The 22,458-nt window shown below is 37.7% G+C and carries 11 protein-coding genes; all 11 read right to left on the bottom strand.

Annotated elements, in window-relative coordinates; genetic code table 11:
• Positions 1 to 44 precede the first annotated feature (44 nt).
• The 11 genes from ACFSGI_RS08720 to ACFSGI_RS08670 all read right to left on the bottom strand — a co-directional run bounded on the left by ACFSGI_RS08720 (position 45) and on the right by ACFSGI_RS08670 (position 22,455).
• A complete protein-coding gene (locus ACFSGI_RS08720) occupies positions 45 to 2,669 on the bottom strand; it encodes a PBP1A family penicillin-binding protein (RefSeq protein WP_204823751.1) in 2,625 nt (874 codons plus the stop codon).
• A gap of 183 nt (positions 2,670 to 2,852) precedes the next feature.
• On the bottom strand, positions 2,853 to 3,092 hold the full coding sequence (hfq, locus tag ACFSGI_RS08715; RefSeq protein ID WP_204823750.1) for an RNA chaperone Hfq: 240 nt from the start codon (positions 3,090 to 3,092) through the stop codon (positions 2,853 to 2,855).
• Positions 3,093 to 3,178: 86 nt separating this feature from the next.
• The gene (miaA, locus tag ACFSGI_RS08710) at positions 3,179 to 4,156 is read right to left on the bottom strand and encodes a tRNA (adenosine(37)-N6)-dimethylallyltransferase MiaA (RefSeq protein ID WP_204823749.1); all 978 of its coding nucleotides are present in this window, start codon (positions 4,154 to 4,156) and stop codon (positions 3,179 to 3,181) included.
• Positions 4,153 to 4,926 carry a class I SAM-dependent methyltransferase gene (locus ACFSGI_RS08705; protein ID WP_204823748.1) on the bottom strand — a complete coding sequence of 258 codons (774 nt, stop codon included), beginning with the start codon at positions 4,924 to 4,926 and terminating at the stop codon, positions 4,153 to 4,155. The genes miaA and ACFSGI_RS08705 overlap by 4 nt, the downstream gene beginning before the upstream one ends.
• Positions 4,927 to 5,063: 137 nt before the next feature.
• A complete protein-coding gene (gene mutL / locus ACFSGI_RS08700) occupies positions 5,064 to 7,232 on the bottom strand; it encodes a DNA mismatch repair endonuclease MutL (protein WP_204823747.1) in 2,169 nt (722 codons plus the stop codon).
• A 41-nt stretch (positions 7,233 to 7,273) separates the two neighbouring features.
• Complete coding sequence (mutS, locus tag ACFSGI_RS08695) at positions 7,274 to 10,138, bottom strand: DNA mismatch repair protein MutS (protein WP_204823746.1); 2,865 nt, start codon at positions 10,136 to 10,138, stop codon at positions 7,274 to 7,276.
• 448 nt (positions 10,139 to 10,586) lie between these two features.
• Entirely contained in the window at positions 10,587 to 13,151 is a 2,565-nt protein-coding gene (locus ACFSGI_RS08690; RefSeq protein ID WP_204823745.1) for a non-ribosomal peptide synthetase, read from the bottom strand.
• A 30-nt stretch (positions 13,152 to 13,181) separates the two neighbouring features.
• Complete coding sequence (locus ACFSGI_RS08685; RefSeq protein WP_204823744.1) at positions 13,182 to 17,654, bottom strand: non-ribosomal peptide synthetase; 4,473 nt, start codon at positions 17,652 to 17,654, stop codon at positions 13,182 to 13,184.
• A gap of 13 nt (positions 17,655 to 17,667) precedes the next feature.
• Positions 17,668 to 18,381, bottom strand: a complete 714-nt coding sequence (locus tag ACFSGI_RS08680; protein ID WP_204823743.1) for a thioesterase II family protein — start codon at positions 18,379 to 18,381, stop codon at positions 17,668 to 17,670.
• A gap of 60 nt (positions 18,382 to 18,441) precedes the next feature.
• The gene (locus ACFSGI_RS08675) at positions 18,442 to 21,618 is read right to left on the bottom strand and encodes a cyclic peptide export ABC transporter (RefSeq protein ID WP_379282968.1); all 3,177 of its coding nucleotides are present in this window, start codon (positions 21,616 to 21,618) and stop codon (positions 18,442 to 18,444) included.
• 45 nt (positions 21,619 to 21,663) lie between these two features.
• A complete protein-coding gene (locus tag ACFSGI_RS08670; RefSeq protein WP_204823742.1) occupies positions 21,664 to 22,455 on the bottom strand; it encodes a class I SAM-dependent methyltransferase in 792 nt (263 codons plus the stop codon).
• Positions 22,456 to 22,458: the final 3 nt, after the last annotated feature.

Here is a 22,458-nt window from a genome sequence, read left to right as displayed (position 1 = left end):
AAAAGCCTCCAATTATATCACTGGAGGCTTTTCTGATACCCTTTTTAAGGAGTAGACGGTGGAGCAGTCGTCGGTGGTGATGTTGTACCTTCGGTTGTTCCTGCTGATGGATCTGTTGTTGTACCCGGCGTGGTTGGTTCAGGAGTCGCTGGTGATGTTGTACCATTTTGCCCGCTATCTGTACTACCATCCTGTGTGGTCGTTCCTCCATCCGGTGGAACGGTACCTTGATCGGTATTTGGATCTGTTGGTGTTGTTCCTGTACCTTGATCCGTTCCTGTACCATTATCTGTACCCGGTACTTCTTCACCGGTTGGTGGAGTCGTCGGTTCACCTTCTGGTGGTACTACACCACCTTCTGGATTTTCTTCCGGTTCAGTCGGTGTTTCTGTTGCTTCATCGACTGTAATCTGAACCGTATTTGAAGCATCTGATTGCGATCCATCTTTCATCGTAGCTGTTACATAATACTCATACGTTTGTCCAGGTGCTGCGCTGCTATCTTGAGCAGAGGTATCACTGAGTCCGCTAGAGATAGCTGTAAATTGACCATCTCCACTACCTTTACGATAAACCGTATACGAGCTAGCATTTTCTAACGCTTTCCAAGATAAAGCAACCACTTGATTGTCTTTATCATACGAAGCAGCCATTCCACTCACAGCAGATACTTCCGGTTCCGGTTCTTCTTCCACCGGTTGTTCTACAGGAGCACTTGGCGTAGGAGCTTCAAATTGCTGTACTGGATATCCTTCAAGGGAAGGCCCCATAACTGCTGCAAACATCGCTGCTGCCATTCCACTACTTTGATTCAATAAATGGGTACGGTCTGGCTTGTCATAACCCATCCAGACAGCGGCTGTCCATTCTTTGGTATAACCAACAAACCAAGCATCACGGTTTGCACTACTTCTAAATCCTTCGATACCATGCTGAGTTGTACCTGTTTTCCCTGCTACTGGACGGTTAATTTGAGCACGTTTACCTGTACCATCATTAACAACGTCTTGTAACATTTGAGTCATTTCATTCGCTGTTTGTTTGCTGATCACTTGAGAAGAATCAGCTTTATTTTTGTAAATCTCATCGCCAGTGCTATCGACAATACTCTTCACAGCATAAGCAGGTGTATATGTTCCTCCATCTGCAAATGTACGATACGCTTGTGCCATCTCTAACGTATTTGTTCCAGTGCTTAGTCCACCAAGCGCAAGCGCTAAATTACGATCTTGATCGGTTAACGAGAATCCTACTGATTTAGCAAACGCAAGGCCTGTATCAATACCGATCTGGTTCAGTGTCCATACTGCTGGAATATTAATCGAGTCTTGAATAGCCTCATCCATCGTCACAGTAGATGAATATCCATGTAAGTTGGTTGGACAGTAATTACCAAAACATTGTTTCTCATTGCTCAATAACGAATTAGGATTAAATTTCCCGGATTCCAATGCAGGCGCATATGAAATAATAGGTTTGAATGCTGAACCTGGCTGTCTACGGCTAGTAACACGGCTGAAATTACCTGTGTTATAGTTACGTCCACCCAGTAAAGCTACAATACCCGCAGTATCGTTATTGACGATAACCATAGATCCTTGAACAGGTACATCATCTGAACTTTTCTCAAAGAGGTCGTTATTTTGGAACGAAGTCTCTAAGTTCTGTTGTGCTTTGGCATCCATAGTTGTATATATTTTATATCCACCACGGTTCAAATCATCTGATGTTAAGCCTGTTACATCTTCTGCTTCTTGCATAGCATACTCTATAAATGCTTCATATTTTTTGTCTTTATCTTTGGCAGACGAATTATAGTTGTAATCGACTGCTGCTGCTTCTTTAGCTTCTGCTTGTGTAATATACCCTTGATCTGCCATCAATTGCAGTACAACGCCACGACGTTCTTTGGATAGATCAGGATTCGATTGTGGATTGTAACGTGATGGAGCTTTAGGTAGACCTGCAAGTGTAGCAATCTGCCATACTTTTAATTTGTTCAGATCAGTCACGCCAAAGTAAGTCTCAGATGCTTCTTTGATACCATAAGCACCTTTACCAAAAAATATACGGTTGAGATACGTTGTAATAATTTCTTCTTTGGTCATTTTGCGTTCAATCGCTAAAGCAATCGATAATTCAGTTGCTTTACGGAAAAATGTTTTGTCATCATTTAAAAATACATTTTTCGCTAATTGCTGTGTAATCGTACTTCCGCCTTCTACCGCAGAACGTGCCACGATATCACGCACAGCAGCACGACCGATTGACCAAATATCTACACCCTGATGTTCAAAAAAGCGACGATCTTCAGTTGCTACAAAAGCATCAACAAGCAACTTCGGAATTTCATCATATTGTACAGGGTCGCCTGTCCTCACAGAACGTTCTTGAATCAAAGTGCCGTTACGATCAAAAATTTGTGTAGGGCCGTTGATAGCTAATTTATTGATATTTTGTTGATAAATTTTTTCTCCACTTACCATAATAAACATGTAACCGGCTAGTGCACAAAATACGCCTAAAGCAGCGACAATAAACAATGTCCAAAATACACGTTTACCTGTTATTTTTTTCTTTTTCTTTTTGGGTGTTGGCTTGGACTGTCCCGGTCTTGTTCTTGTTTCCGGCTTACTTTTGTCACTGCGGGATAGCTGCTGTCTTGGCATTTTTCGTTCTGACTCCCTTTCAGTAAAACAATTTACATCATTTATAAAGCAAATGATTTGAGATATAAACGTCGTTCTGTGATGCCTAACCCTAGAAAGAAAAGAACAACCTATAGAACAGGTTGTCCGATTCTTTGTCCTATAGTTAGACGATGGTGAAGCATAAAAAGTTTCATTTTAATGTTAGTTGTCGCTTTGATTATCCTGCATTAGGGATACGTTACGTGATGGTGTAAATGTCGATACAGCATGTTTGTAGATCATTTGCTGACGTCCATCGCTATCCACCATAATGGTAAAGTTATCAAAAGCTTTGATCGTACCACGAATTTGAAAACCATTGACCAGATAAACAGTCACTGGAATATTTTCCTTACGCAATTGATTTAGAAACGTATCTTGAATATTAATAGACTTATTCATTAGCCGTACCCCCAAGTGATTATTAATTCAGCATCGATAAATGCTCAATTCATGTAAGAATGTAATCTCAGTGTAATCAATGTTTTTTAGGTTGTTGATGTATATTCCATATCCGCAGGGAATGTTCCTGCTATAATATCATGAACTTCACGGGTGTGTTCGTCGCTTCTGTCCACATCGCTAACATCAACCCAATGAATATTATTCATATGACGGAACCAGGAAAGCTGTCTTTTTGCAAATCGACGTGTATCTCTTTTGAGCAGTACAACTGCTTCTTGAAGCGATACATGACCTGCAAGATGAGCAGCAATCTCTTTGTATCCTAGCCCCTGCATTGCGACCATTCCGGGGGTATATCCTTGATTCAAAAGGTTTCTCACCTCTTCAACCAGCCCTTCTTCTAGCATCTGGTCTATACGGGCTTCAATACGTTTATATAGCATTTCCCTATCCATTGTCAAACCTACAAAACATAACTCATACGGAGATTGCTTATTTTGTCCCGATAATTGATCGGAAAGTTTGACTCCTGTCATATGATACACTTCCAGAGCGCGAATGACGCGTCTTTGGTCATTGGGATGCAAACGTTTGGCAGAAGGTGGATCAATCTCTGCTAGACGGTCATGGAGCGCTTGAGCACCATGCTCTTCAGCATACGTAGCTTGCTCCTGACGAAATGCTTCATCAGCTCCATTTTCGCTAAATTCAAATTCAAAACATACAGATTCAATATACAACCCGGTTCCACCTACAATAAAAGGAAGATTCCCTCTAGCTGTGATCTCTGGAATCAATTTTCGACAACGCTGTTGAAATTCAGCTACTGAAAATGATTCTTGTGGATCATGAATATTGATCAAATGATGAGGAATTCCTTGCATTTCTTCCGGTTTGATTTTGGCTGTCCCAATATCCATACCACGGTAGACCTGCATGGAATCACCCGAAATAATTTCGCAGCCAAATGTTTTGGCAATTTCTATACTGATTCCAGTTTTACCAACGGCTGTTGGGCCCATTAAGACCAGTAGCCTTGGTTTTTTAACCGCTTGGGTCATGGATAAATCACTCCGTATTCAATTTTTGATGTTTTACGCTGTATTCGCTTAAATCCAAGTCGTTCATATTCCGGGCTATCCCATTTTTCTTTGAGCAGCACAGACTTACGAGCGACCCGAATCGCTTGCTTTACAGCTTCTTCCGTTAACGCATTATTATTGGAAAATCCACGTAAAGGTGCGATTGCAGCCGATTGATGTACCGCTTCACGAAACATCGGATCGAAATAAATTACATCTACACTTTTATCGGGTTGTTTGCTTAAATACGTCACATGATCTTGCTGAATGACTTCGATTCTACGCATCGCTTCATTGACAGCTTCAAGTGCTGTTACATGACTTCGAAGTCCTTCAGTCAGCAAAGCCGCTAGTGGCATTGAACTCTCCAATGCGACTACTTTGCCCTGCTCCCCTGTGTACAACGAAAATACAAGGGAATCTGCACCTAGACCCGCTGTACAATCGATCACATGATCTCCAGGCTCTATTAGCGAGTGAGTGATCATTGGATCAGCTTCCCCTTTGAGCAAACGTTTGGCTCTAACATAAGCCATGCTCGGGTGAAACTGCATAATAGGTTCTCCTGGACGCATAATTCGTACTTCTTGCTCTACAAGTACGATAAAATCTGTCTCATTATAAGCAGACGCTAATTTGGGAATAGAACGCCCACCACGCTTAATATAAGGAACAGCGAATTCAGCCGCCAGCTTTTGTGCACGCTGGATCGTATCGATTGCAGCATCGTCGCCTGTTGTAATCATCATTCTAATTTTCTCCATCCCAACATTTAAAAATGCAAATCTACAATGACTTTCGAATCTACGTCAAAATTGTTCAGCATGAGTATATGCATCACGCAAATGATTCTAGTTATTGTATGCCATAATACCATAACTCTGCATCACATCACACGTTTGAACATTTTTTCCAAGTCATACGAAGAAAAAGAAACTACAATTGGGCGTCCATGAGGACATGTGTATGGCTGACGACAGGTTGCCAGACGATCCAATAATGATTGTGCTTCATGCTCGGTTAGTTTTTGATTGGCTTTGATTGAAGCTTTGCAAGAACAAAGTGTAGAAGCTTGCTCCCGTAGCTTGGCAAGATCAATCGCTCGTTCACTCAGCACCCATTCAGCCATCTCTTCAATCACCTGTTGCTCTTCCCCTTTAGGCAGCCAGTACGGATAAGCAGTCACTCGAAATGTCTGACCACCAAAATGCTCTAAATACACTCCTACCCGCTCGAACCAATGCAAACGATCTTTGAGCTTATTCGCTTCTGCTAAAGTAAATTCAAGCGTAATAGGTAACAGCAGTTCTTGTGATACTTCTTCAGGACGACCAAATTTCTCATAATAAAATTCATAATTAATTCGTTCATGAGCAGCATGCTGATCAATCAAAAACAATCCTTCGTTATTTTGAGCGACTAGATAAGTACCATGATGCTGACCGATCAAATTCATTTCTGGAAATTGTGGAATCTCCGGTTCTTCAGCAGTACCATACAATAATTCCGCATTAAAGTTACGATTGTTATTGTTATTGTTATTATAATTCGGTCGTTGTGGTGCTTGTCTTGCAGAAGAACTATTCGTACTTTTGGCAACAGGTGTATGAGATTTCTGATATTGCCCCGTTTGACTTTGCTCTTGTATTTGTTCGGTTGATCCTGATTGGATCGGAGCCGTATAAGCAGGCGTTGCATAAGACGGCTGAACTGAAGCAGACGAAGTCATTTTATTCGTTGGTGTAGCTTGCACAGGTGGCAACTGTTTTTGAACTTCCTGTTCATGTGGTGCGCTAAGTTGTTCCTTTTTCTTATACGTTATATCTTCTGTATTTGAAACAGAAGGAGACTGAACATTAGATTCAGGCGGCAAATCTGCATCTGTAAATGGCGGAATATAAGGTGCATCCAGATCACCTAATTCGCTTGAACTATGGCTTGGAGAAGCAGTGTTTTTTTCCGGTTCCAGATATTCTACAGGTGCTTTGGTAAAATTAAATTGCTCTTGTATAATCGATTCACTATTGCCACGTTTGATTGTCTGCTTGGTGGCATGCGGAATCAAAATTTCTTTACGCAATGTCTGACGAATCGCTTCTTCTACAAACAACATCAATTCAGCTTCTTTACTAAAACGCACTTCCATTTTGGATGGATGTACATTTACATCTACCAATGAAGGATGCATCGTTAATTGCAATACAGCTAATGGATAACGATTAATAGGCAATAATGTATGATATGCACGCAAAATCGCTTGATTGACTGCATAATTTCGAATATAACGACCGTTGACTACAATAGACATTGCATTACGACTGGACTTGGCAATTTCAGGGCGCCCTATATAACCGCCAATCTGATAATCGAGATTTTCACCTTCCAGCGGCAATACCATTTTGGCGGCTGAAGTACCATACACAGCCGCTATTACTTGTAACATATCACCTGTTCCCGGAGTCTGAAGTAATAGATTACCATTGTGCCGAAAAGTAAACGCAATCTCAGGATGAGCCAGCGACATACGGTACATGACATCAGAGATATGTCCAAGTTCGGTTTGTACTGTTTTCATATATTTCAATCGCGCAGGCGTATTGTAAAATAACGAATTTACACGAAAATCTGTACCACGCGGTGCCGCTTCATCTTCATTGACTTTGAGTGTTCCACCTTCAATGACTAATCTTCTACCTGCCCCATCATCAGTCGCGCTGGATAGTAATTCTACTTTGGATACAGCAGCAATACTCGGCAAAGCTTCCCCGCGAAATCCTAGACTTGTAATTTGATATAGATCACGATCATCGGTTAATTTACTTGTAGCATGACGATAAAAAGCTGTCTCACAATCATCTGCGGCTATTCCTTGTCCATTATCTTGTACGCGAATATATTCTAGTCCACCTTCGCCAATATGAACATCAATACGACTGGACTTGGCATCGATCGCATTTTCAACCAACTCTTTGACAACAGAAGCTGGACGTTCTACGACTTCACCAGCGGCAATCTGGTTAGCGATATGTTCATCTAACACACGAATTTGACCCATTTATAATTCCTCCTTCCAGTTTCATTTCTTACCTACTCAAATCAATATGTCGCTTTTACTTTCAGATCATTGAGCAATTGCATAGCTTGTAAAGGTGTCATATTCATAATGTCTGTATTTTGTATCAATTCTACGATTTGTTTGGCGACTGGATCTTCTTTGATGATCATCGGAGTCGACTCTTCTTCATCTCCAAAAATAGATAATTGCACAACATCTTGAGTTTTCGATGGAGCTGAATTTGAAGAATAATTGCTTTGTGTAAGCGACGGTTTATCGAAAGTATTCATTTCTATATCAGACTGTTGCTTTGTTGATTCCTCTTTAGCGCCAGCGAAAAGTACAGAACCTTTTTCAGCAATCTCAACAGATGAATAAGTGTTAGTTGTAGCCGAAAATGCTGCTTGTTTCTGTGCATTGGCTAACGATAACTGTTCGGATTGTTTATCATTGTGTAATTGATCTTCTAGTTTAGCTGGTACCGTTACCGCCGATTGATCAGCTACAACAGTACTACTTGCCTGTTCCATCCGGCTAAGGATACCATTTGCCCGATCTATAATACTTTCTGGTAGCCCTGCTAGTTGTGCACAATAAATACCATAACTGGTACTAGCGGCACCTGGAACTAATTTGCGCAGAAAATGAACTTTATCTCCACTTTCTTTTACCGCCATTGAGAAGTTTTGCAAATGTTCTAACGTTTCTTCCAGATGTGCTAATTCGTGAAAATGAGTAGAAACTAATGCTTTACAGCCGATCTCATGATGCACATATTCGATTACTGCTTGAGCAATAGACATCCCTTCACTGGTCGATGTTCCTCTACCTAACTCATCAATAATAATCAGACTTCGAGGTGTTGCGCGCTCGGTCATCACTTGAATATCTGCCATTTCGACCATAAAAGTACTTTGTCCACCAATTAGATCATCTGCGGCTCCAATACGAGTAAAAATACGATCGATCATCGGAATTTCTGCCTGAGTTGCAGGTACAAAACATCCAATTTGCGCCATAATAGATACCAAAGCCACTTGACGCATATACGTACTTTTACCAGCCATATTCGGCCCTGTAATCAGTAAAATATTCGCTTTATCTTCTGTAATTTCGGTACTATTCGATATAAATGATGTATTGTTCATCACTGCTTCTACTACAGGATGACGACCTTCTTTTACAATAAGATCATAGCGGTCAGTTAATACAGGTTTGACAAAAGCACGTTCTGCACTGATCACAGCGAAAGACTGATAAACGTCGATCTCTGCTACTTTTTCCGCTAACTGTTTGAGCCGTGGAATTTCATTAGCTACTTGAGTTCTCAGATCTGCAAACAACTCATATTCGATATCAACCATTTTTTCTTGAGCTTCCAAAATTAATGCTTCTTTGGCTTTTAGTTCAGGTGTCACATAACGCTCTGCATTCGCTAACGTCTGCTTACGCTCATATCTGCCTTCTGGTAAAGCATTTAAGTTAGAACGAGTTACTTCTATATAATAGCCAAAAATTTTGTTATAGCCGATTTTGAGCGATTTGATCCCTGTTGCTAATCGTTCGGCTGCTTCAAGTTCAGCAATCCAACGTTTACCATTCACACTAGCTTCACGTAATTCATCAAGATGAGCGTGATAGCCTTCGCGGATCAATCCTCCGTCTTTTACCGACACCGGTGGATCATCTACAATAGCTGCACCGATCGCTTCTGTTAAATCTGTACATTCATCCATTAACTCCGCGATTTGTTGTAATGTAGATGAAGAAGAATCGGTACATTGACGACGCAATTCAGGAATTTGAGCAAGTGAGTCACGTAAGGCTAACATATCTCGCCCATTGGCTGTTCCAAACGCAATTCGTCCTACCAAACGTTCCAGATCATAAATACCTTTTAATTGAGAGCGCAAATCTTCACGTAAAATCAGTCCTTGATGAAGCTTCTCTACAGCTTCTAAGCGCTCTTCTACTAATTTACGAGATAATAACGGCTTATCGATCCAACGACGAAGCAAGCGTCCACCCATCGGCGTCTCTGTACGATCAAGCAACCACAACAAGGAACCTTTGCGAGAACGCTCACGCACCGTCTCAATCAACTCTAGATTACGACGTGTAAATGGATCAAGAATCATATAATGTTCAGGCTCATAAGCACTGATATGCGTTAATTGTCCAAGTGAACGTTTTTGTGTTTCACTTAAATATCCGATCAGAATAGAAATACATAATTGACGTTCTTCATCCAATCTTGCCCACGCCGCTTCTCCAAATTGGCGACGTGCTAATTCTTCGCGTGATTTGTCCCAGGGTGTATATAACACTTTACGTCCTAGTTGAAGCGCTTGACGATAAGATTCATCAATCAGATCAATTTGCCCGATAATTTCAGACGGCTCATACAACCCTAGTTCATCACGTAACCATTGTTGTGAAGATAAAGCTGATGTCACATGCAGTTCACCTGTAGATAAATCGCAAGCGGCCAAAGCCATTTTTCCTTCACGTTCAGTCAAACAGATCATATAGTTATTGGCTTTGTCGGTTAATCCTTTACTTTCCATCATCGTACCCGGTGTAACGACGCGGATAATTTCACGTTTTACAATACCTTTGCTTGCTCCTGCGTCTTCTACCTGTTCACAGATCGCGACTTTGTATCCTTTTTCAATCAAGCGATGAATATAATTTTCTGCCGAATGATAAGGCACACCACACATCGGAATCCGCTCCGGTACACCAGCAGCTTTGCCTGTCAACGTAATCTCTAATTCTTTAGACGCTAGAATCGCATCATCAAAAAATAATTCGTAAAAATCCCCCAATCGGAAAAATAAAAATGCATCTTGTGCTTGTTCTTTTATTTTGAGATATTGCATCATCATCGGTGTATACGTAGTCATGGTTCCCCTCCAAAACAACTTGTATTCATAAATTTACGTTTATAGTATTTTTAGTTATAGATATTTACATATTGCATAACTGATTTCTCTTGGTAATATTATAAGAATATCTAACTGTATAATAAATAAAGAAAATAGTATATATTTCTTCCAGTCAATAGATTCAATATTTTTATTATTCGATAAGACTATAATGCAAATGCATGTTCGTCTATTCTATTATAACGAATGAATGTAAAAAGTTCTATTTTTCTTCATATAGACACAAGCCAAATCTTACTTTTTCAAACTACTATATTTTTTCAAACTACTATATAAAGTAAGATTGTTAAAATATTTATGTTTTGGTGTATAATCGCTTATTGTAGTTTATTCTAATTAAATCTCTACTCAAGCGCAAAAAGTATGAACACTTTGTGTTCATACTTTTGACCAATAGTTATTAATATCATTTACTTAATTGGTTTTGAAATTCTAAAAATGCTGAAACTGTTGGATACTTATATAAATCCATTGTATTCAATAAGTACCCTGCTTTTTGCAATTCTTCAGCCAAAATAATTAATTTCAAAGAATGTCCTCCCAATTCAAAGAAATTTTGATACATCCCAATATTAGGCATGCCCAAAACTGTCGCCCAAATATGGCATACTTTTTGTTGTTCTTCTGTTAATGTGACCTCTGATATTATATTTGCCTGTTGTTGTGTTTGCCCACGACTTTTTTCCAACAAACGATCAGCATCAACTTTTCCACTGGATTTAAGTGGGATCTGATTTACTTGTATATAAACAGATGGAATCATATAGCTAGGCAGTGTTTGCTGTAGATAATGCATCAATTTATTTGTAAGTTCATGTTGCTGAATAGTATTAGTAACAATAAAAGCATGAAGTGCTATATCTTCTTCATATTGTTTAGCTACCGGTAAAACTACAGCTTCGCGCACCTCTTCATATTGTAACAATACATTTTCAATCTCTCCCAATTCAATACGGAAGCCCCGTAACTTTAACTGTCTATCTTGCCGTCCTTTAAATATAATATTTCCATCTTCACGCCACAAAGCAATATCCCCTGTTTTATACATCATTTGACCGGGTTGCTCTACAGTAGGCACATATCTTTCTGCTGTCAATTCAGGCTGATTGAGATAACTATGTCCTACACCAAAACCGGTAATGCATAATTCACCCGGAATGCCAACTGGCTGAATTTGACCGTCTTTATTCAAAATTAATACATTAGTTCCTGTTATAGGTTTTCCGATCGAAATATTATTTTGCTCAGTTCGTTGTACCTCATAAGCAGTTGCCATAACAGTACATTCAGTTGGTCCATATGCGTTAATTACTCGCATATCAGGATACATTTCCAAAACTTTATTAGATAATACAGAAGAAAGTACTTCTCCACCTGTCAAAATTTGTTTTATGCCAACTAACATATGAGCATGATGACCTGCTAGATGATGAAATAAAGCAGTCGTAATAATCAATGTGTTAATTTGATTGGCAGACAAAGTTAATTTTAGATATGAAGGTTCTAATAAATCTTCTTTGTTGATCAAAACAAGCGTGCCTCCATTAAGCAATGCTCCCCATATTTCTAGTGTAGATAAGTCAAACACGATCGAGGTAGACTGCAACATAATCGTATCATGAGTAAGATCAAGATAATCTGCCTCTTTCACTAGATTAATTACACTTTTTTGCTTAATCAATACTCCTTTTGGCTTACCAGTTGTACCTGATGTATACAACAAATAGGCTATTGCATCTTGTGTAACAACGTTATAAACTTCTAAATCTAAATATTTATTATTTAATTTTTCTCGTACAGCAATTGCAGGAACAGGATAACTGTTAATACGATCCTGATCGTTCTGCACAAGCACTAATGAAGCTTGACTATCTTGTAAAATATACTCTACGCGCTCATTTGGATATTCAATATCAATCGGCAAATATGCTCCACCTACTTTTAATATCGCAAGAATAGATATAATATATTCAATTTCTTTCAGCATATGCACAGCGACAAACTGATCAGGTTGAATATGAGCTTCTGTCTGCAATACATGAGCTAACAAATTCGCTTTATCGTTTAGTTCCTTATACGTTACACTTTGATCGTTATATACAACAGCAGTATGATGAGGATATTGAGATACACACTTTTCAAAATGGCTAATTATTGTCCCTTCTGGCTTTCGATCTGCTAACGAAGGATTAAATTGCATTAAAATTTGCTCTTTTTCTTCCTGACTACAAATAGACATTTCGCGAATAGGCATGTCTACTTGAGAAAGACCCACTTTCAACAGTTCTTGAAATCTAGCATCAAATCGCTGGATCGTTTCTTCTTTATATTGTGTTGTTGAAAAACGATACTCGATTTGCAAAGCATCTTGTCCCCGATGGAATACAATTTGAATACCAGCAGAATCATTGTATTCGTCAATAATGCGATCAGTAGGTAAAAAATGAAAATTATCTATCGCCACTACAATTTGCGGCTGTAGTATTTTCTTTTTATTATCCTTATAACCATGTTCATTTTGTACTGATTGCATACGATCTATCCAAAAAGATTGGTTAGCATACAAGGTGCCCAGTTGTTCTTTAAGTTGTAATATGTGCGATTTGAATGAAACACTTGGATCAATTAGCGATTGTACTGGAAGAATGACAGACGAATTCTGTTGATTGTTAAGTTGCGTATCTCCCTGTACTGGTGATCCAATCAGCAACTTGTGCTCACCATCATGTTTATATATGCACACTTGTAGAGCCGCCATTAAAAAACAGTACCACAAAAAATCTGAATCTTTACAATAAGTTTGCAGTTGTTTTACAACTTGGGGATAAGCATTACTTTGTATCGTTTTCCAATTAGGCAATTGTTCATTGCTAGTATAATCAGGTAACAAAGTAGTTACAGGAAATTCGTTGTTTAAATATTGTGTCCAAAATTGCTTTTGCTTATTTGCTTCTTCTATTGATATACTCATTTTCGTTGCCCCTTTCCTATCATCCCGTTATTAAAATGAAAATGTATCAGTTAACCAATCTGGACTAACTTCTACTTGATCTCGTGCTGGAGCGACAATTGTATACAGATCGGCAAGTGTATGATCTATATCAGTAGTTGTTAATACACTTAATAAAGAAGTAAAATGCTCTGCTATACCACGAATGGTATCTTCTTGAAACAGATGAATTCCATATTCAAACGTACAAATTAGCTCTTCATCTTTCTCTGTTATGATTAAAGAAAGATCTATAATATTGGTATGCTGTTCATATACATATGGTTGAAAGTCTAGCTCTTTTGCTTGTAGTAATGGAATATCCATATTTTGCAAAACAAATAATGTCTGAAATAACGGATTACGATCAGCAACAGGTTGAATTTCCAGTTTTTCTAATAATAGATCCAGTGGATAGTCTTGATGATTAAAAGCTTCTAGTGTATGTTGACGTACTTCCATCAACAGTCTATAAAATGTTTTGTCTGGAACAGGTTGATTGCGTAAAACAATAGTATTTACAAACATACCGATCAATTGTTGAAACTCTGCTTGATTGCGTCCAGCTACTGGAATACCAATCACAATATCTTCATCACCGCTATAATAATGAAGTAGCGTAAAATAAGCAGTTAGTAACAACATGTACAATGTAGTATTTGTTTTGATAGCTAGTTGTTTCAATTGCATCGTTGTTTCTTGATCTACTACTAACTTTTGAAATGCACCTTCATATGATTGTTCCACTGGACGTATATAATCCAACGGCAACTGAAGTTGAGGAATATCACCGTTTAGCGTATTCAACCAATACTGTTCTTGCCTTTTCCAACTTTCAGATTGTTGGATCGACTGTTGCCATGCCGCATATTCTTTATATTGAAAAGGAAGTGGAGACAACGTATTACCTGCCAGTAAATTTATAAATTCTTTAGCGAGTAATCCTAATGAAAAGCCGTCAGCAATACTATGGTGAATATCAAACAACAGTAGATGCTTTTCAGGATGTATTTGAATCAACCCAATCCGAAATAAAGGAGGTTGACTTAAATCATACGGACGAATAAATTGTTGAATCAGTTGAGGCATCTCTTCTTCTGTTGCTTTAATTAATTGAAATGGTAACTCCAAATTGTCATGTATTTTGAAAAAGACTTGTTCTCCGATCAGCTTATGCGATAACCGTAGAGATTCATGGCGTGCCATCACTTGCTTGCCTACTTTTTTAAATTGTTGGATATCAAGCGGTCCAAGAATCCATTGTGCATCAGTAATATTATTGCTTGTATCAGATTTGCGTTTCATTTTTTCCATAACAAAAAATCGAGTTTGTTGTGAAGTAGCTGGATAAAATTCACGTTTTTCAATCAATTGTGGTTGTATTGCTTTTTCCTGTTGACGATAACGTAATTGATCTGCCATTTCTCGAACAGTCGGCTGGTTAAAAATATCTTCTATTCCGATATCAACTTCAAGCACTTTACGCAATTTAGCGATAATAAGTACCGCTTTGAGAGAATGTCCACCCATTTCAAAAAAATGATCATTGGCTCCAATTTCAGGAATTTCTAGAACTTCGCTCCATACTGCACCAATTGTTTGTTCTAATTCATCTTTAAATTGTTGTTCAGATAATGATAATGAGTTGTGATTTACTTTTGGTTGTTCAGGTATTGGCAATTGTTTCAGATTAATTTTGTGATTAGCCGAAAGAGGCATATTTTCAAGTTGCATATACAGTTGTGGAACCATGAATTCAGGCAATTTTTGCTGTAATTTTGAACGTAAATCTGTTATATCAGGTATTCCATTGGCAGTATAATATGCACAAATACGTGTTTCTTGCTCTTTTTCTTTTATAGGAACAATAACAGCTTCACGAATACATGGTAATGACAAAATTTGTTGTTTGATCTCTTCTAGCTCGATCCGATAACCACGGATTTTAATCTGATCATCTCGTCTACCTATATAGATTAAGTTGCCATCGGCGCGCCATTTCACTAAATCGCCTGTACGGTAAAGTATTCCTGTTTCTAAATGAGGAATTATAATAAATTTTTCGGTTGTCAAATCAATACGATTAGCATATCCACCAGCGATGCCAGCACCACCAATCAGCAATTCACCTACAACACCAATAGGAACCGGTTGGTCATACCGATCTACAACGTAACAAGTCGTATTAGAAATAGGTTTGCCAATAGGTACAGAATGCTGATCATCAATGGTTACTTGATATGCTGTTGTATAACTAGTGCTTTCTGCGGGTCCGTACCCATTGATTAGTGTCACCTTAGCTTGCTGTTGCATTAAAAGTTGTGCATGTGAAGCTGACATTGCTTCTCCTGCAACAATCACCGTTTGTAAAGAATTAAAAAGAGTTACATCTTCACTGATCAGATGATTAAACAAGGCTGTTGTTGGAACCATAATATTGATATCATGCTCTAGCAAAAACGGTTTTAAACGTGTTGCATCCAAGTACGTACTTTTATCTGTTAAATAAAGTGTTCCTCCATGTAGTAACGGAGCCCACGTTTCAAAAGTAAACACGTCAAAGCCGAGTGCACAAGTTTGTAACATACGAGTATGTTGATCTAAATTTACATAATTTGTATTTTTAACAAGTCTTGAAATACCTTTATGTTTAATCAAAATACCTTTTGGTCGTCCAGTTGTACCTGAAGTAAAAATAATAATTGCTGTATTTTCAGGATTGTTGTTTAGCTCTAAATTTGTATAATCCTGTGTGTATACAGCAGAATCGAGCAAATCAATTATACACATATCTTCTTTATGATAAGCATACTCTCCCTGTACTAGTAACCATTGACTGCCGCTGTCTGTAAGCATATGTTGAATACGTTCGGCTGGATAATCAGGTTCAATTGGAACATACGCAGCTCCTGCTTTGCTAACTGCTACAATACCAACGATCAATTCTAACGAACGTTCAGCTATAATGCCGACAGCAGAACCTGGAATCACACCTTTGGTTTGCAATAAACGTGCAAGCGAGTTGGCACGCTCATTTAATTCACGATATGTATAAATTTTTCCATTGTAAGATATCGCTGTATTTTCAGGATAACGTATTACCTGTTCTTCAAACAACTGATCTATTGTATATAATGGATAATCGCTAGCATGATCGTTGAACTGCTGAAGCAACTTTTGTTCTTCTGCAGTGTTGAGCAGTTGCAACTGATGCAATGGCAGATCGGGTTGCACTGCAATTTGGCTTGTGATGCGTACAAATTGGGATACCATACGTTCCATCGTATCGAGAGCAAATAATTCGCTACTGTATTCCAATTTGCCTTTCAATTGATCTCCTTCTTCATTAATTTCTAGACTGATATCAAATTTAGCACTACTGTGCTGTTGCGGATAAGGAGAAAAACGTAGCCCATCCAATTCCACTGCCTGCATGCTCATATTTTGCAAAACAAACATTGTATCAAAAATGGGATTCCGTCCTGAAGTACGAGGTATATTTAATTTTTCGACAATTAGATCCAATGGATAATCCTGATGATCATATGCAGATAACGTAGTTTGTTTAACTTGGTGTAACAGCTCACGAAAAGTCATTTCTCCTGTAGGACGAATACGCAAAGCAAGTGTATTCACAAACATACCAATTACAGATTCTAGTTCTGTACTGCGTCGTCCAGCAATGGGTGTACCAATAATTAGATCATCTTGATCGGTATGCCGATACAATATTGAACTATAGATAGCGAGCAAAACCATAAACAATGTAGATCCTGCTTGCTGGGCAAGTTGTCTGATTTGTTGAACAACTTCTGTATTAAGTTCAAAATAAAGCGTATGTCCACTGCCATTACGCACAGATGGTCTAGCATAATCAGTTTGCAAATCGAGTACAGGTAATTCACCTTTTAATTGTTCTAACCAGTAGTTCTCCTGAAAATCCATCTCGCCATTAGCAAATAAATCGTTTTGCCACATGACATAATCTACATATTGTACTTCTACAGGCGATAGCGGCAAATCATTATACAAACAAACGATTTCCTTCATAATATTTTGAATAGAGGTACCATCTGCTACAATATGATGAATATCAAAACATAAATATTGTTCTTCATCTGAAATGCAAAGTACATGGATTCGAAACAGTGGTGCTTGTGCCAGATCGAACGGCTGTATAATATTTTTTAACGTGGCTTCTAATTCATCTTCTGTACATGTTATATAATTTATCGAAAAGTGAATATTTTCTAGCACATTTTGTAAAATTTCATTGGTATCCAAATCTACAATAAAAGTTGTACGCATTGACTCGTGTCTCTCCACTAATACTTTGACTGCTTGTTCAAACTTAGTTATATTTAGTCTGCCCTGTACTTTGAAAACGGCAGGCAAATTGTAAGCTGTACTTTGAGGGTTAAACTGTTGCAAAGTAAACAACCTTCGTTGCACTGATGACGTTTCGTAGCAAGCTGATGTTGACATGAGTTCAATCCTCCTATTTGTAAGATGTAGCCAGCGTTAATTTGTTTATAATAGATATCAATTCCGCTGTATGACTATGAATAAAAAAATGATCACCTTCTAACCAATAAATAGTAGCTCTTTTGCTTGTATACTCTTCCCATGCTTCTATTGCACTGCGTGGAATATGATCTTTTGTACCAGCAAAAACGATCAACGGACAGTCTATTATAGATCGTTGATCAGGAATACGATAAAAACTCAATGCTTGAATATCAGCAGACAAGGTATTTTTAAATTGTTTGGCCAGATGTGGATAGTTTGCGATTTCAGAAGGAATACGGCTATCTTTTATCGGTAAAATAGATAATAATTTATCTTTTAACTGAGCCCATTTAGATTCCTGACTATATGAACTATGAGGTGCTGGACGAGCAGCCAAGATAATCTGTGCTGGCGGATGATAACCTTCTTGTACAAGCTTATAATAAAGTTCATAAGCAAGCACAGCACCCATACTATGACCGTATATTACATATGGATGATTTCCTAAATGAGAACAAATACTCGCCATAACATCGTCTAGTAAAGCTTCAAAATGTTGTGCATAAGGTTCATCATAACGACTACCATGTCCTGGTAATTCTATGGGATATAGTTCGATATGATCTTTCAACTGATTCCTCCATACATGGTAAATCGTTGCTGAACCACCAGCGTAAGGTAAGCAAAATAATAATGTTTTCATAAAAATATATCCCACCTGATTATTAACATATGAACGATTGTGTTATTGATCAGCATTAGACTAGATAGTAACTGTTTCAACAGCAGAACCAAACGATACGATGCGTCCGCTGTCCATTTTAATGATGCGATCTGCTAGTTGAAAATATTGATCATCATGTGTAATCGCAATCACACATTTGCCTTGAGCCTTCATATCAGGTAATAGGGTATGATAAAAGAAACTACGATACTGTGGGTCTTGATCAGCAGCCCATTCATCAAGCAAACAAAATGGACGATCTTCCAAATAAGCTACAAGTAATGCCAATCTTTTTTTCTGACCAGTAGACAACTTAACTGTACTAAAAATACCTTCATGGATCGTTACTTTGCCTTCAAGTTTCAATAGCCGTAAATAATGTTGAATTTCAGCCTGTTTATTCGTCCAGTCTATTCCATACAAACGATCAAACAAATGAAAATCACCAAAAATTGCTGAGTAATACTGTCCCAATTGTCCGGGAGACACTACTTCATTATTAAGTAGCAACTTGCCACTATCAGGCTCGTACAAACCAGTCAGCAAACGAGCAAGTGTAGATTTACCGCTCCCATTTCCACCTGTAATAAAAATAATGCTTCCACTTTCAAATTGACTGCTTATTGGTCCAACATGAAAACTTTTACGATCTGATGTTGCTTGTTCAACTGTTAATTGTCCAGTAGAACCAACGTCATCACGTGATTTATAACTGTACATAATATCTTGCAATTGAAGTTGTAACGATTGCTTGTGCGCGATCACTTCAGTAGTAGTAGAAGAATTTTCTTGTTTTTCAATCTCTCTCAACATTGTTTGCAATCGTTGCCAACTTATTTTGATTTGTGCATAATGAGGAATGCTATCAAGTAACTGATTAACGGGCCCTGTCATATATAAAAATACAAATACATAATTTCGCAGCATAGAGGAATCCATCTGCTTGAATATTTCTGGGAAAACGAACACAACTACGCCGATTACCAGTACAAACAACAATTCGCCCAGTACAAAAATATCCGAATACCGTAGTTGATAAACATTCCGTTTATCTTTGTATGCCTCACTACTTTGCTTCATAGCTATTTCGAATTCATCGCGCTTGTGCTTATTTAATGATAATTCTTTAAACCCTTCTAACAAATCGTCGATAAATCTAAAAAATGTGTTTTGTAAATCTCTTGTCTCTTCCATTAACTGATTTGCCCGATTGCCAACCATCATGTATACCATAGCAAGTACAGCTATAATGACAAAAGACAATAGCAATGAGTATAGATTCATGATTCCCAGGTACAAAAAACAACAGATTAAAGTAATAATATTAGTTGCACCGGATATCAAAATACTTAACGAACGACTGATCACTTCAGTATCGTTATTTAATGTTGCTTCTACACGTCCTCGTTCAAAACTGTCTAATTTGGAAAAAGGAGTTCGTAATAACTTATGAACGAGTTCAGTTCGTTTTTCGTAAATTATTTGATTTGTTAATTTGACTAACATTGCTCTAATCACACGTTGTCCAAACACATAAAGTATGATTGCTATCGCAAAATAAAATAATAATCCGTTAAATAAATTATTTGTTCTGTTAAACGATTCATTGATAATAAAAATAACAAAAGCATTGCCTAATCCACTGATTACACCTAACATAATCGGTGCTAATAATGATTTTTCTTTTTGTTTCGGAAAAAACAAAACAAGTAAGGAATATATGAGATACAGACCACCTATAGTAAGCAATACATACACTGTCATCATGACACTGGCAGGTAACCAAACTTCAATAAATCGCCATGTCAATCCATATAATAAAATTTCAGGCACTTTATATAGTGCTATACCTAATATTAAGGCAGCCAGTATATGTGCACCAAGCAACATATACGACTTTTTATGGCGAAAAGCAGGTTTGCGCACATTAAGCCAAATCTCACGTACTGTAAAGAATATATATACTAGCAGTACAATCGTGATTACAATACCAACAAAAATAAGACCTACAGCGATTTGATCTGCTTTTTTGTAAGTATCTGACTGAATAAACGGTACTTCTTTTTGCTCAAGCTGATCCAAAATTCCCTGACCAATCAACTGTGTATAATCGCTATTCAAATTACCCATGACTAGTACACCTACATTTTCTGTTGGACGCATAACGATAAATGATGAAAAAGTAGGATTATTGCCTGCATGGGAAATTTCCCCATTACCTTTTTGAAATACATCCCAACCGATAGCATAAGAAGAACCATTAGTGTCCGGTGATACAGATCGATTCGGTATATGCGATTGCTGAATTAACGTATAATCAACTGTACTTTTCTGTTTATTTCCAAGCTGAATAGCAAGCCAACGCTTCATATCTTCAGCAGTACTTACAATATAACCTGCTGGTGCATTTCCATCATAAGATGGAGGAATATATGCTTGTGGTGATGTATATGATATTTTGTAACCATTAGCCATATAGCTGTGATCTTTCAAAAAATCTTGTTTTACAAAAGTGTTATTCATTTCTAACGGTGTAAAAATATTTTTTTTCATATAATCTGCATAGGATAAATGACTGACTTTTTCAATAATAAGACCAAGCACATCATAATTAATTGTCGCATATTCAAATTTTTGACCAGGCTGATTTGCAAGACGTTGATGTTCTAACATCCGTACTGTTTGTTCCAATTTATCCTGACCGCTTCCTTCTGGTAAAATACCTATCGTAGCAAACGGAATTCCACTGGTATGATGCAATAATTGTTCGATTGTAATCACAGCAGATTTTCCCTCATATGTAGGCTTAAACCACGGTAAGTACAAGTTGACAGGATCATTTAGTTGAATCTTGTTTTGTTTTATAAGTTGTAAAACAGCAAGACCTGTAAAAGCTTTACTATTTGAACCGATCTCAAAAGCAGTTGTGTTATCTACTGGTTGATTAGTTGCTATATTCGCTAAACCATAGCCTTTTTGTAAAACAGTCTGTCCATCACGAATAATCGTGACTGACAGACCTGGAATGTCTGCGTGGTTCATTTGTTCTTGTACCCATGATTCAATCTTAGTCAGGTTTGCAGACGTAGTATCTATTGTCGTTTCTACTGCTGTCTTTGTGTTGGACGAAGCTGAAGCCAGAGGTGCCGTCCATGCCAGTAACAGTGTAAATAGCAACAACATTTTTACTGTGAAAAATACACGTGCAAAATTCAAGCTTCAGCCTCCTTTCTTTCATTTCATCAGCTATCGATTAAGCGATTACTGTTTCACAGCACTTAAAATGTAACTTTGAGGCAAATTGATCGTTTGATCACGTAAATGATCGTATAAAGAAGAAATATCATGGTTGTATTCATCAAATGAACGTATAATCAATTGATTTTCTAAAACACAATTTAAAATTTGGGACAATGTTGGATCAAAAACATAATATGTTTCTCCTTCATATGTTTCTTTATTGATGTAATCTAGACCATCATTATATGTTCTTGGTTCATCAATAAAATAAGAAAATTTCATTTCTAATGGATGATCTTTATCATTTTCGTCTAGCATAAATAATACTGGATGAATATCATAAATCAAAACTACTCCATTCGATTTGAGCAATCTGGAAACTGTTTGGAAAAAGAGTGACAAATCTGGAAACCAGATTAATGAACCTGCCGAAATATATACTAGATCAAATGATTCATTGTATGTTTCTGGAATATCGTATATGTCTGTCTGCACAAATTCGCAATCTATATCACAAGCAGTAGCTAACTTTCGTGCTTCTTCAATAGCATAATCGCTAATATCAAAACCGGTGCAAGCAGCTGCTCCTAGATTTTTGAGCGACATTGTTTCTGTGCCATCATTGCAACATAATTGCGCAACCCGCTTACCCGATAATCCATAAGCTTGCAATTTCGCAGTAATCGTATCGTCCAATACAGAATGACCAGAATTTTTAAATAGCTGTTTTCTCTCTTCTTTTCCTTGATGATGTCTAGCTGCAACTTGATTCCATGAGCGCCGATTGGCTTCGGTGTAGTTTTTGATATTCATAGC

The organism is Paenibacillus nicotianae (assembly GCF_042681745.1).
GTDB classification, from domain to species: domain Bacteria; phylum Bacillota; class Bacilli; order Paenibacillales; family Paenibacillaceae; genus Saccharibacillus; species Saccharibacillus nicotianae.
Note: the sequence above shows the minus strand (reverse complement) of the source record. Positions and strands in the feature narration are given on the sequence as shown.

Bases quoted from the DNA above. Each gene is read 5' to 3' on its own strand.
- ACFSGI_RS08720 (WP_204823751.1), bottom strand. From the start codon at position 2,669: ATGCCAAGACAGCAGCTATCCCGCAGTGACAAAAGTAAGCCGGAAACA.
- miaA (WP_204823749.1), bottom strand. From the start codon at position 4,156: ATGACCCAAGCGGTTAAAAAACCAAGGCTACTGGTCTTAATGGGCCCA.
- ACFSGI_RS08670 (WP_204823742.1), bottom strand. From the start codon at position 22,455: ATGAATATCAAAAACTACACCGAAGCCAATCGGCGCTCATGGAATCAA.
- mutL (WP_204823747.1), bottom strand. From the start codon at position 7,232: ATGGGTCAAATTCGTGTGTTAGATGAACATATCGCTAACCAGATTGCC.
- ACFSGI_RS08690 (WP_204823745.1), bottom strand. From the start codon at position 13,151: ATGAGTATATCAATAGAAGAAGCAAATAAGCAAAAGCAATTTTGGACA.
- ACFSGI_RS08685 (WP_204823744.1), bottom strand. From the start codon at position 17,654: ATGTCAACATCAGCTTGCTACGAAACGTCATCAGTGCAACGAAGGTTG.
- hfq (WP_204823750.1), bottom strand. From the start codon at position 3,092: ATGAATAAGTCTATTAATATTCAAGATACGTTTCTAAATCAATTGCGT.
- ACFSGI_RS08705 (WP_204823748.1), bottom strand. From the start codon at position 4,926: ATGATGATTACAACAGGCGACGATGCTGCAATCGATACGATCCAGCGT.
- mutS (WP_204823746.1), bottom strand. From the start codon at position 10,138: ATGACTACGTATACACCGATGATGATGCAATATCTCAAAATAAAAGAA.
- ACFSGI_RS08680 (WP_204823743.1), bottom strand. From the start codon at position 18,381: ATGAAAACATTATTATTTTGCTTACCTTACGCTGGTGGTTCAGCAACG.